This window comes from Pseudomonas sp. Xaverov 83, from assembly GCF_019352905.1.
Lineage (GTDB): Bacteria > Pseudomonadota > Gammaproteobacteria > Pseudomonadales > Pseudomonadaceae > Aquipseudomonas > Aquipseudomonas yamanorum.
The window spans coordinates 1-11,556 of the sequence record NZ_JAAAFU010000095.1; the positions used below are offsets into that span (position 1 = coordinate 1).

The window sequence follows — 11,556 nt, forward strand, 5'->3', positions numbered from 1 at the left end:
GCAGGACGCCGGGTTAGCCGCGCTGGGCCAAGGATGGCCCATCGCGGCGGCCCACGGTCCAAAGCCGGAGGGCACACCGAGCCTAAGCGAGGTGCCGAGTGGTGGGACAAGAGCGTTTTGCTTACTTTTGCGCTCTTCAAAAGTGAGCCGCTGTAAGAGCGGAACCATAGGCGGCCGTTACCTAAATAACGGATATACACCCAGCCAACTCCCCCCCAACACAAATGTCGCCTCTGAAATCAGACCAGGCTTTCGTCAATCACCAACACAAGTTTCCCGGAAATCTGATTAGTCGCCAGTTCAGCAAACGCGGCCTCGGCATCCTTGATCGGAAACGTCCTGGCCAACTGCGGACTCAAACGACCCTCGGCAAACAACGGCCAAACATGCTGGCTCAAGTCACTGAACAGGTCAGCCTTGAACTGATCATCCCGGCTACGCAACGTCGACCCCAACACCTGCACACGCTTGGCCAACACCTGCGCCAGATCGATCTGCGCCTCACGCCCGCCCATCAACCCAATCAACACCCAGCGCCCATCACGCGCCGCCAGCTTGAGATTCAGCGCCGCGTAATTCCCCCCCACAGGGTCAAGAATCACATCGAACGGTCCAAAATCCCTCAAGCCCTCGATGCCGTCAGTACGTACCACACCCCCCTGAGCCCCCAGCGCCTCACAGTACGCCAAGCGATCCGCCGACCCCACACTGACCCAACACGGGCTACCAAACGCCTTGCACAACTGAATCGCCGCCGACCCCACGCCACTGGCGCCAGCATGCAACAGCACCTTCTCCCCAGGCTTGAGGCCCGCCAGCTGGAACAGATTCAGCCACGCAGTGCTGTACACCTCGGGCAACCCGGCCGCTTCCACCAGGGACACACCCTCTGGCACCGGCAGCACATGCCGCGCATCCACCACCACTTCTTCAGCCATCCCACCGCCAGCCAGCAAGGCGCAAACACGATCACCCACCTGCCACGACGAACCAGCGCCGACTTCGCTGATCACCCCGGAACACTCCAGGCCCAACACCTGACTGGCGCCAGGAGGCGGTGGATAGAGCCCTGAACGCTGTAATAAATCCGCCCGATTCAGGCCCGCAGCCGCCACACGAATGCGAACTTGGCCTACATCACATGTAGGACTCGGCTCGTCTTGCCACTCCACATGACCTTCAACGCCTTGCAATGCTTTCACAGTGCCTCCATAGTGAGTCTGGACTGAGCCCGTTGCTGTAGCGCCGGGCTTTTTGCATTATGCGACCGGCCCATATGGAACCGGCGACTTCAAAGACGGCCTAATATGCGTTATCAATTGCCCCCGCGTCGAATCAGCATGAAGCATCTGTTCCCCAGCACCGCCCTCGCTCTTTTTATTGGTATCGGCCTTCTGCCGCTTTCGAGCAATACGTTCGCAGCCAACAGCTGGGACAATCTTCAGCCTGATCGCGATGAGGTGATTGCCAGCCTTAACGTCGTTGAGTTGCTCAAGCGCCACCATTACAGCAAGCCGCCGCTGGACGACGCTCGCTCGGTGATCATTTACGACAGCTACCTCAAGCTGTTGGATCCCTCGCGCAGCTATTTCCTGGCCAGCGACATCACCGAGTTCGACAAGTGGAAGACGCAGTTCGACGACTTCCTCAAGAGCGGTGATTTGCAGCCCGGCTTCACCATCTACAAGCGTTACCTGGACCGCGTCAAAGCGCGTCTGGACTTCGCCATTGGTGAGCTGAACAAGGGCGTCGACCAGTTTGACTTCACCAAGAAAGAGACCTTGCTGGTTGACCGCAAGGACGCTCCTTGGCTGACCACCGAAGCCGAACTGGACGACCTGTGGCGCAAACGCGTCAAGGATGAGGTCCTGCGCTACAAGATCTCAGGCAAAGACCCGAAGGCCATTCAGGAACTGTTGACCAAGCGCTACAAGAATCAGCTGGCACGTCTGGACCAGACCCGTGCCGAAGATATCTTCCAGGCCTACATCAACACCTTCGCGATGTCCTACGACCCGCACACCAATTATCTGTCGCCAGATAACGCGGAAAATTTCGATATCAACATGAGTCTGTCGCTGGAAGGCATCGGTGCCGTCCTGCAAAGCGATAACGACCAGGTGAAAATCGTGCGTCTGGTGCCGGCAGGTCCGGCCGACAAGACCAAGCAGGTTGCTCCGGCCGACAAGATCATCGGTGTGGCTCAAGCCGACAAAGAGATGGTCGATGTGGTCGGCTGGCGTCTGGATGAAGTGGTCAAGCTGATCCGCGGGCCGAAAGGCAGCGTGGTGCGCCTGGAAGTGATTCCGCACACCAACGCACCGAACGACCAGACCAGCAAGATCGTGTCCATCACCCGTGAAGCGGTGAAGCTCGAAGATCAGGCCGTCCAGAAGCAAGTCCTCAACCTCAAGCAGGATGGCAAGGACTACAAGCTGGGCGTGGTGGTGATCCCGGCGTTCTACCTGGACTTCAAAGCGTTCCGCGCCGGTGATCCGGACTACAAGAGCACCACCCGCGACGTTAAGAAAATCCTGACAGAACTGCAGAAGGAAAAAGTCGACGGCGTGGTCATCGACCTGCGCAACAACGGCGGCGGCTCCCTGCAGGAAGCCACCGAGCTGACCAGCCTGTTTATCGACAAGGGTCCGACCGTACTGGTGCGTAACGCCGACGGCCGTGTGGACGTGCTGGAAGACGAGAACCCGGGTGCCTTCTACAAAGGGCCGATGGCGTTGCTGGTCAACCGCCTCTCGGCATCCGCCTCGGAGATTTTTGCCGGCGCGATGCAGGACTATCACCGTGCGCTGATCATCGGCGGCCAGACCTTCGGCAAAGGTACCGTGCAGACCATCCAGCCGCTGAACCATGGCGAGCTGAAACTGACCCTGGCCAAGTTCTACCGGGTTTCCGGGCAGAGCACCCAGCATCAGGGCGTACTGCCGGATGTCGATTTCCCGTCGATCATCGACACCAAGGAAATCGGCGAGAGCGCACTGCCTGAGGCCATGCCGTGGGACACCATCCGCCCTGCGATCAAGCCTGCGGTAGACCCGTTCAAACCGTACATCGCAAAGCTGAAAGCTGATCACGAAGCCCGCTCCGCCAAGGATGCCGAGTTCATCTTTATCCGCGACAAGCTGGCCCTGGCCAAGAAGTTGATGGAAGAGAAAACCGTCAGCCTCAACGAAGCCGACCGTCGTGCGCAGCACACCGACATCGAGAATCAGCAACTGGTGCTGGAGAACGCCCGCCGCAAGGCCAAAGGCGAAGCCCCGCTCAAGGAACTGAAGAAAGAAGACGAAGACGCGATCGCCGCCGAGCCTGATAAAACCAAGCCGGAAGATGATGCCTACCTGAGCGAGACCGGGCGCATCCTGCTGGACTACTTGAAAATCAGTAAGACGGTGGCCAAGCAGTAAATGATGGCAATTTAATGTGAACGCTCTCCGGAGTGTCATCAAATAGACATCATTCTGTCGTGAAATGAAGGACCTGCCCAAGCAGGTCCTTTTTTTTCGACCCGAGAAAATCATGACCATGACCGAACAGCTGAATGCATTGGGCTCAATCCTGGCTCAAGGCAGTTTGCACAGCCTGTTCCAGCCGATCATTTCTCTGTCCGAGCGGCGCGTGGTCGGTTACGAGGCCCTCAGTCGTGGCCCGTCCAATAGCCCGCTGCACTCCCCTATCGCGCTGTTCTCCGTGGCCCGCCACGCCGGGCGCCTCAGTGAGCTGGAGATGGTCTGCCGGGAAAGTGCCTGCCGGCGGTTCAGCGAACAAAAACTGCCAGGCAAGCTGTTCCTTAACGTCTCACCCGAATCCCTGCTGGAAACCGCCCATCAACCTGGCCGCACCCTGCAACTGCTCAGCGACTTTGGCATCCCGCCCAGCCAGGTGGTGATCGAACTGACCGAGCAAACCCCGACCGACGATTTTCAACTGCTGCAAACCGCGCTGCATCACTATCGCGCCATGGGGTTTTCGATTGCCCTGGATGACCTGGGTGCCGGCTATTCCAGCCTGCGGCTGTGGTCGGAATTGCGTCCGGACTATGTGAAGATCGACCGGCACTTTATCGACGGCATCCACCAGGACGCCCTCAAGCGCGAGTTTGTCGGCTCCATCCTGCAAATCGCCAAGGCCTCCCGGGCCCAGGTGATCGCTGAAGGCATCGAACTGCCGGAAGAATTGGCGGTGCTCACGGAAATGGGCGTCGACCTGGTGCAGGGCTACCTGCTCTGCCGCCCCCAGGAACACCCGCCGCAGGAAGCACGGTTGATGTTACCCAAGCCTGACAGCGCCAACATCGCACTGAACGACGAAGGCAGCGACCTCAGCGCCCTGCTCAACGAACAACCGGCCGTGGGCCAGCACACCGCCACGGCGCAGGTGCTGGAAGCCTTCCGGCGCCAGGCCAACCTCAATTCCCTGGCGGTGCTGGATGAGCGTGGCCATCCAATCGGCATCGTGCACCGGCACTCGCTGTCGGACGCCCTGCTCAAGCCGTTCGCCACCGACCTGTTCGCCCGCAAGCCCATCAGCCGCCTGATGAGTGATGACTTCCTCGCCGTGGAACTGAGCCAGTCCTTGCAGCAAGTCAGCCGACTGCTCACCAGCCGCGCACGCCAGCGGATCGAGGAAGATTTCATCATCACCCTCAACGGCGATTACCTGGGGCTGGGGCGGGTGATCGACGTGCTCAAGCTGATTACCGAGCTGAAAATCCAGCAGGCACGCTATGCCAACCCGCTGACCTTGCTGCCGGGCAACGTGCCGATCCAGCAGTGCCTGACGCGGTTGTTGCAGCAACAACGCGAGTCAGTGATCTGCTACGTGGATATCGACAGTTTCAAGCCATTCAACGATATCTACGGCTATGGCCGGGGCGATGAAGTGCTGCTGTGCCTGGCGCAATGCCTGAACGACCGGGTAGACCCCAGCCGCGACTTTGTCGGGCATATCGGCGGTGATGACTTTTTACTGGTGCTGGGGCCGCAGGATTGGCGCAAGCGACTCAACCAACTGCTGGACGACTTCCACACCCAATGCCGGCGCTTCTATCGCAGCGAGCATCTGGACGCGGGCTGTTTCGTTGCACTGAACCGCCAGGGCGTGCGCCAGGAGTTTGCGCTGCTGTCGCTGTCCATCGGCGTGGTGCATTTGTATCCACAGGCCTGTGGACAACTCGATGCCAGCCAGTTGGCAGAACTGGCCTCGCAAGCCAAGCACCACGCGAAGAACGTGGCGGGCTATAGCATTCATGTGATCGACAGTCTGGAGTTGGGCCAGGCAGAACCGGAGCCGCTCTAGATCAGAGTTGTTCCAGACGGATCTGCGCCAACGGGTGCCCGGCCCGGGCGGCGATTTTCCACCAGCGTGCCGCTTCCAGCGGATCCGGCGCCTTGCCAAGGCTGCCCGCGAGGCTTAACACCCCAATCTGGTAGGCAGCCTTGCCATCTCCGGCCTGGGCCGCCAGCCGCAACAGCCGCACGCCCTCTTCACGAGCGCCAAGGCCCTTGCCGCGAAACGTCAGGATATGTCCGTAGAAACTCTGGGCCCCTACATCCCCCAGATTGGCCATGCGTGCGAACTGGCCTTCAAGCCATTGCCAACCACGCGGCTGTCGCATGAACCAGGACCAATGAAACAATTTGCGCGCCAGCCAATAACTGACATACGCCTTAAGCTTCCAAAACACTAAGCCTCCGCTGACTCGGGATAATCGTACTCAAACACCCGCACCACTTCCGATGCGTGCCACGACGCTGCGGCCACGCCATCGGACGGCCCGCAAAAACGTCCAAGACGCTCCACACATTCAAAGAAGCCGGTACGTGGCAGGCGGCTGGCGCCCTGGCTGATCACCAGGGAACTGCGCAGCGGCTGGTCGGCCTTGGCATCCAGCGCTGCCAGGTGTTCCAGCGCGGCCGTCAGGGTTTGCATCGCCGGCGTGGGAAATTGCAGGCGCTCCAGCAACGCGCGGTAGGTCAAGAGGTGGCGCTGTCGGCGCGCCTGGTCCAGCTCGTTGATTAACCCATCCCAATGCTGACGGCTGATGCGTACGCTCACGTTTCGTCCCTCCAACCTGCGACGCCCAATTCCCAAGCCAGACTGCGGCGGATGGCTGCGTCCGGCTGGCGTTCACCACTTTCAATCAAGCCCAGGTAAGACGGGCTGATGCCCACTGTGCGCGCCAAAGCCTCGATGGCCAGGCCCTTGGCCTCGCGCAGGCTTCGCAGCTGCTCCAGGGGGCGCAGATCCGGTTCGGCGGTGGCTTGGCGAATGTTCGAAGCAGGAGATGTCGGCTGCTGCTGACCGGCGGCTTTTAACAGCGCCTGATACTGAGCCCAAGGCAGAACCGCATATTCGGGTTCGCCATCCTTTGTAATTATCTGAATATCCATGACTGCCCCGTAGGATCACAACACTTACTTCGTAAGTACTTTCCTTAGGAGTGTAATCCTAACAGCCACAAAGAGCGCAGGGGGATATTCGCAAGGTTCAGTTTTTTTTCAGGTGTTCCTGCGTCAGCAACAGAGGCGTCGCTGGCAGGCGCTCAACCACCGCGAGCTTCTCGGGGGCCTGACGCTCGCGCCAGGCGCGAAAAGCGCTCAGTTCGCCGTCCAGGGTCTTCATGACCCATGCCAGCACGGCAATGTCGTCGAGCATGCCAAATACCGGGATAAAGTCCGGGATTGCGTCAATCGGGCTCAGGAAGTACATCAGCCCCGCCACCACCGAAATCAGTGCCTTGGGGCTGATGGCCCGGTATTCGCCGCGCCAGTAGGCCAGGCACAAGGCCTGGAGCAGCTTGAGGTCGTCCTTGAGCTTGCCCAGCCGGCTGCCCTGGCTCGAGCCTTTGGCGGCCACCGCGAACAGCAACGTCGGCAAGCGCCCACGGCCCAGCAGGCGAGCAGCCATGGGCAGGAAGCGGGTGAAATTAAACGGCGCTTTCATCATCACTCCAGTTCCGGGCGACAGAAAAGGTTATCCACACAAATTGTGGATAACCTTGTGAACAGAGCCTATTTTCCAGGCTGAAAGCCACGTAATACAAGGCCTACAGTCAGATCGGGCGTTTTTTGCGCACATAAAAAAACCCAAGAATTCATTGACTTGGAGATTATCTGCGTCTACCCGTGCTCGGGTCTTTTATCAGACTGCTCTAGCCCGCATGGGTTCGGTTGAATTTGGCCTGGATTCAACTGATCGTTCCCACGCTCTGCGTGGGAATGCCGCCTGTGGCGCTCCGCGCTTGCTGTTAGCGCAAGGCTTGAGCAATGCGCAATGGTGACGCAGAGCGTCACGGGATGCATTCCCACGCAGAGCGTGGGAACGATCGCACAGGCCAGATACAACAACGCCCCGTCGAGACGGGGCGTTGTGTGTTCAGGCGCTGATTACTTCTTGGCAGCAGGAGCCGCCGGTGCGTCAGGAGCGTCTGCCTTGGACGGGTCCTTGATGGCCAGCAGTTCCAGATCGAATACCAGCACGGAGTTGGCTGGAATCGCCGGGCTCGGGCTCTGCGCGCCGTAGGCCAGGTCGGACGGGATGTACAACTCGACCTTCTCGCCAACGTGCATCAGTTGCAGGCCTTCGACCCAACCTGGAATCACGCCGCTGACCGGCAGGTCAATCGGGCTGCCGCGATCCACGGAGCTGTCAAAGGTGGTGCCGTTGGTGAGCTTGCCGGTGTAGTGAACAGTCACTACGTCGGTAGGCTTGGGTTGAGCACCGTCCGCTTTCTTCACGATCTTGTATTGCAGACCGGAAGCGGTGGTGACAACGCCGTCTTTCTTGGCGTTTTCTTCGAGGAATTTCTTGCCGGCGGTTGCCGACTCTTCGCTCATCTTGGCCATACGCTCTTCAGCACGTTTTTGCAGTGCGGCGAAGGCTTCGACCAGCTCGTCGTCTTTCAGCTTCTGTTCTTTCTTGCCGACGGCATCTTCGATGCCTTGGGCTACCGCTTTGGAGTCCAGGTCATCCATGCCTTCTTGAGCAAGGCTTTTGCCCATGTTCAGGCCGATACCGTAGGAAGCTTTTTGCGCCGGGGTTTTCAGCTCTACGCTGGTTTGCGAATCACAACCCGCAAGTACCAGGCTAACCAGGGCCACCGCCGCCGCCAACCGATGCTGTTTCATGCTATTTCCTTGTTCGTGTGCCAAAAGGGCATTCGAGTAAAGTCGCGAGCTTATCAGGCGGCCACGACCAATGGCTACCGGCATGTGAGCAGGAAACTTCTGATAAGTTCACGTGTTTAAAAGCATTTTCATTCAATCCAGGGCTCTGCAACGGACAGCAGCAGCACTGGAACGAGACTCATGGCCACTTGCCGCACTGCTGGCCTGATGGCATAAGAACGCTACAACTCGACAAGGATAGTTATCTTGCGCATTTTTTCCCGTGTTTTGCTGATGATTTTCATACTGCTGGGCTTGGTCCTGGCGGTGGTGCTCTATTACGTGGTCAACCCGAAACTGCCGGTCTACGTGCCGGTGGAACAGGTGCATTACCAGGATCAATGGAGCGCCGCAGATCGCCAGACCTACTACTTCACGCCCCAGGGCACCCAGGTCAAGGGCCTGCGTTATGCCTGGTTTACCGCACTGGAACTGCCGTTCTCCGAGCAGCGTTTCGCCACGCCGGAGTACCTGGCGCGCTTCGGCTTCCTGGTAGACCCCAAGCAGGTACCCACCGCGCAAAACCCCGGCAACCTGCCGGTGGGTTTCGCCCGGCATAAAAATGCCGGCAGCAATGATGAGTTCCTCGACATCACCTGCGCCGCGTGCCACACCGGCCAGTTGAATTTCAAAGGCCAGGGCCTGCGTATCGACGGTGGCCCGGCGCAACATGTGCTGCCGTCCAGCGTACCGACCCTGCGCGGCGGCAGCTTCGGCCAGGCACTGGTCGCCAGCCTTGCCTCGACCTACTACAACCCGTGGAAATTCGAGCGCTTTGCCCGCACCGTGCTGGGCCATGACTATGACGACCGGAACGCAGCGCAACTGCGCCAGGACTTCAAGAAGTCCCTGAACAACTTCCTGAAAGTTGCCTGGAACGACACCCACCGTGGCCTCTACCCCACCGAAGAAGGCCCGGGCCGCACCGACGCCTTTGGCCGTATCGCCAACGCCAGCTTCGGCGACGCCATTTCCCCCGACAACTACCGCATCGCCAATGCACCAGTGGACTACCCGCAACTGTGGGACATCTGGACCTTCGACTGGGTGCAATGGAACGGCTCGGCCCAGCAACCCATGGCCCGCAATATCGGCGAAGCCCTGGGCGTTGGCGCCACCCTGGACTTCTTCGACAGCGCCGGCCAGCCGCTCCAGGGCGATGCACGCTACGCCTCCAGCGTGCGGGTGCGCGACCTGAATACCATCGAAGAAACCCTGCAACGGCTCAAGCCACCCACCTGGCCTGAAGACCTGTTCGGCGCCATCGACAAACCGTTGGCCGCCCAAGGCCGCGCGTTGTTCACCGAAAACTGCGCCGGCTGCCACGTACCGGCAGTTTCCCAAGTCGATGGCCGCCCGGTGCGCCAGTTGAAAATGCTCCCGGTGGAGGTCATCGGCACCGACCCGACTACCGCCAACAATATCGCTGACCACCGCTTCGACCTCAGCGCCCTGCAATGGGACCCGGCGGAGTTGGCGAAAATGAACGTCGAACTGCACCCCACCCCCACTGAGCCACTGGACCTGCGTAGCCTCTCCTCAGCCAAAGGCCTGGCTTATATCACCGCCTTTGTCGAAGACCACGCCTACCGTGCCGCCGGCGTGACACCCGCCGAACGCCCGCGCCTGGACGGCTTCGGCCTGCCCATCGGCGTGCGCGAATTGCGTGCCTACAAGGCACGGCCACTGGCCGGGGTATGGGCGACACCGCCGTTCCTGCACAACGGCTCGGTGCCGACGATCTACCAATTGCTCTCGCCCCAGGACGAGCGCAGCCCGACCTTCTATAAAGGCACTTTCGAATACGATCCGCGCCACCTGGGCTATCAAACCGCTGCGTTCCCCAACGCCTTCCTGTTCGATACGCGGATCACCGGCAACCACAACAGCGGCCACGAATTCCGTGCCGGGCAGCGTGGCAACGGGGTGATCGGCCGAGGCTTGCTGCCCCAGGAACGCTGGGCGCTGCTGGAATATTTGAAAGTGCTGGGTGGCCCGCTGGAACAGCAACTGCCCTGACCCAACCGACTTCGCAGAAAAGGATTTTTAAATGCTCGCTCGACTTTGGCTGCGCCTCGGCGCGTTTCTCGGCAAGACCCTGTTGTGGCTGGTGGGCCTGGGCCTGCTGGCCTGGTTGTTGTCCACCCTGTGGTTTGCCTGGCAGCACAGCGGCCCGGTGTCACCGGATGAACAGATCCCGCCGGGGGAAGCGGCCATGACCCAAGGCATCATCCAGACCGCCGTGCGCATCGTCGACCAACACCGCGAGGGCACGCGTTACCTGCGGGATGCGCATGCCAAGGCCCATGGCTGCGTGAAGGCCGAGGTCAGCGTACTGCCGGACCTCGACCCAGCCTTGCGCCAGGGCGTGTTCGCCGAGCCGGGCAAGACCTGGCAGGCGATGATGCGCCTGTCCAACGGCAATGCGTACCCGCAGTTCGACAGCATCCGGGATGCCCGGGGCATGGCGATCAAGCTCTTGGACGTGCCGGACAAGCAGTTGCTGGCGGATCAGCAGGCGCGCGGTGAGCAGGACTTTGTGATGTTCAGCCATCCGAACTTTTTCGTCAGTGATGTGGCGGAGTATGCGCAGAACATTTCGGCTCAGGCGGATGGCAAGAAGGTCCTGGCGTTCTTCCCCGGGGTGGATCCGCGCAGTTGGCAGGTGCGGCATCTGTTTATCGCGCTGGCGACGTTGGCGCCGCCGCCGGTGAGTCCTACGCAGACGACGTATTTCTCGGTGTCGCCGTATAAGTTTGGGGCGGCGAATGCGAAGTTTCGGGTGGCGCCGGACCCGCAGAGTTGCCCTGAATATGTGTTGCCCAAACAGAACCACGACCTGCCGAACTTTTTGCGCAGTGCGTTGAATCAGCAACTGTCGACGGACCGGGTGGCGGCGTGTTTTGTGTTGCAGATTCAGCGGCAAAATCCGCAGAAGTTTATGCCGATCGAGGACACCAGCGTTGAGTGGAAAGAGAGTGATGCGCCGTTTGAGACGGTGGCCAAGGTGGTGATTCCGGCGCAGGATTTTGATACGCCGGCGTTGAACCTGGCTTGTGATAATCAGTCGTTTAACCCGTGGTTTGGGGTGGAGGCGCATCGGCCGATTGGGGGGATTAATCGGTTGCGTAAGGCGGTGTATGAGGCGGTCAGTGATTATCGGCATAGCCGGAATTTGTAGCTCCGCGGTGTGGGGTGCATATCCGTTGCTGCGGTTGTGGCCGCTATTGGTTCCGCTCTTACAGCGGCTCACTTTTGAACAGCGCAAAAGTAAGCAAAACGCTCTTGCCCCACCACTCGGCTCCTCGCCTAGGCTCGGTGTGCCCTCACTCCGGCTTTGGACCGTGGGCCGCCGTCATGGGCCATCCCTGGC

The 11,556-nt window shown here is 60.0% G+C and carries 10 protein-coding genes; 4 read left to right on the plus strand and 6 right to left on the minus strand.

What is annotated here, in order from left to right; all coding sequences use genetic code 11:
* Positions 1-239: 239 nt before the first annotated feature.
* On the minus strand, positions 240-1,202 hold the full coding sequence (locus K0H47_RS29380) for a zinc-binding dehydrogenase (protein WP_177071342.1): 963 nt from the start codon (positions 1,200-1,202) through the stop codon (positions 240-242).
* A gap of 105 nt (positions 1,203-1,307) precedes the next feature.
* Here K0H47_RS29380 and K0H47_RS29385 point away from each other — a divergent pair, with 105 nt between their 5' ends.
* Positions 1,308-3,422, plus strand: coding sequence for a carboxy terminal-processing peptidase (locus K0H47_RS29385; protein WP_219274035.1), 2,115 nt, complete (start codon positions 1,308-1,310; stop codon positions 3,420-3,422).
* Positions 3,423-3,534: 112 nt separating this feature from the next.
* Positions 3,535-5,313 carry a bifunctional diguanylate cyclase/phosphodiesterase gene (locus K0H47_RS29390; protein WP_219274036.1) on the plus strand — a complete coding sequence of 593 codons (1,779 nt, stop codon included), beginning with the start codon at positions 3,535-3,537 and terminating at the stop codon, positions 5,311-5,313.
* A gap of 1 nt (position 5,314) precedes the next feature.
* Here K0H47_RS29390 and K0H47_RS29395 read toward each other — a convergent pair whose 3' ends face one another.
* The 5 genes from K0H47_RS29395 to K0H47_RS29415 form a co-directional block, all read right to left on the minus strand.
* Positions 5,315-5,701, minus strand: a complete 387-nt coding sequence (locus tag K0H47_RS29395) for a tetratricopeptide repeat protein (RefSeq protein WP_063028317.1) — start codon at positions 5,699-5,701, stop codon at positions 5,315-5,317.
* Positions 5,701-6,072 (minus strand): hypothetical protein, encoded by a 372-nt coding sequence (locus K0H47_RS29400; RefSeq protein WP_010166435.1) that lies wholly within the window; start codon positions 6,070-6,072, stop codon positions 5,701-5,703. Before K0H47_RS29400 ends, K0H47_RS29395 begins: the two co-directional genes overlap by 1 nt.
* Positions 6,069-6,407, minus strand: coding sequence for a helix-turn-helix transcriptional regulator (locus tag K0H47_RS29405; RefSeq protein ID WP_063028315.1), 339 nt, complete (start codon positions 6,405-6,407; stop codon positions 6,069-6,071). The genes K0H47_RS29400 and K0H47_RS29405 overlap by 4 nt, the downstream gene beginning before the upstream one ends.
* Before the next feature lie 97 nt (positions 6,408-6,504).
* On the minus strand, positions 6,505-6,960 hold the full coding sequence (locus K0H47_RS29410; protein ID WP_219274037.1) for a YkvA family protein: 456 nt from the start codon (positions 6,958-6,960) through the stop codon (positions 6,505-6,507).
* Between the two features lie 443 nt (positions 6,961-7,403).
* Positions 7,404-8,144 (minus strand): FKBP-type peptidyl-prolyl cis-trans isomerase, encoded by a 741-nt coding sequence (locus tag K0H47_RS29415; protein ID WP_003211122.1) that lies wholly within the window; start codon positions 8,142-8,144, stop codon positions 7,404-7,406.
* A 246-nt stretch (positions 8,145-8,390) separates the two neighbouring features.
* On the opposite strand from K0H47_RS29415, the gene K0H47_RS29420 reads away from it, so the two are divergent.
* Together K0H47_RS29420 and K0H47_RS29425 are read left to right on the plus strand one after the other, a co-directional pair.
* Positions 8,391-10,202, plus strand: coding sequence for a di-heme-cytochrome C peroxidase (locus K0H47_RS29420; protein ID WP_093207673.1), 1,812 nt, complete (start codon positions 8,391-8,393; stop codon positions 10,200-10,202).
* A gap of 31 nt (positions 10,203-10,233) precedes the next feature.
* Positions 10,234-11,364 (plus strand): catalase family protein, encoded by a 1,131-nt coding sequence (locus K0H47_RS29425; RefSeq protein WP_218264531.1) that lies wholly within the window; start codon positions 10,234-10,236, stop codon positions 11,362-11,364.
* Positions 11,365-11,556 lie beyond the last annotated feature (192 nt).

What these genes read in the sequence shown, in the direction of transcription:
- K0H47_RS29385 (WP_219274035.1), top strand. Translation starts at nt 1,308, where the DNA reads ATGCGTTATCAATTGCCCCCGCGTCGAATCAGCATGAAGCATCTGTTC.
- K0H47_RS29390 (WP_219274036.1), top strand. Translation starts at nt 3,535, where the DNA reads ATGACCATGACCGAACAGCTGAATGCATTGGGCTCAATCCTGGCTCAA.
- K0H47_RS29405 (WP_063028315.1), bottom strand. Translation starts at nt 6,407, where the DNA reads ATGGATATTCAGATAATTACAAAGGATGGCGAACCCGAATATGCGGTT.
- K0H47_RS29410 (WP_219274037.1), bottom strand. Translation starts at nt 6,960, where the DNA reads ATGAAAGCGCCGTTTAATTTCACCCGCTTCCTGCCCATGGCTGCTCGC.
- K0H47_RS29415 (WP_003211122.1), bottom strand. Translation starts at nt 8,144, where the DNA reads ATGAAACAGCATCGGTTGGCGGCGGCGGTGGCCCTGGTTAGCCTGGTA.
- K0H47_RS29425 (WP_218264531.1), top strand. Translation starts at nt 10,234, where the DNA reads ATGCTCGCTCGACTTTGGCTGCGCCTCGGCGCGTTTCTCGGCAAGACC.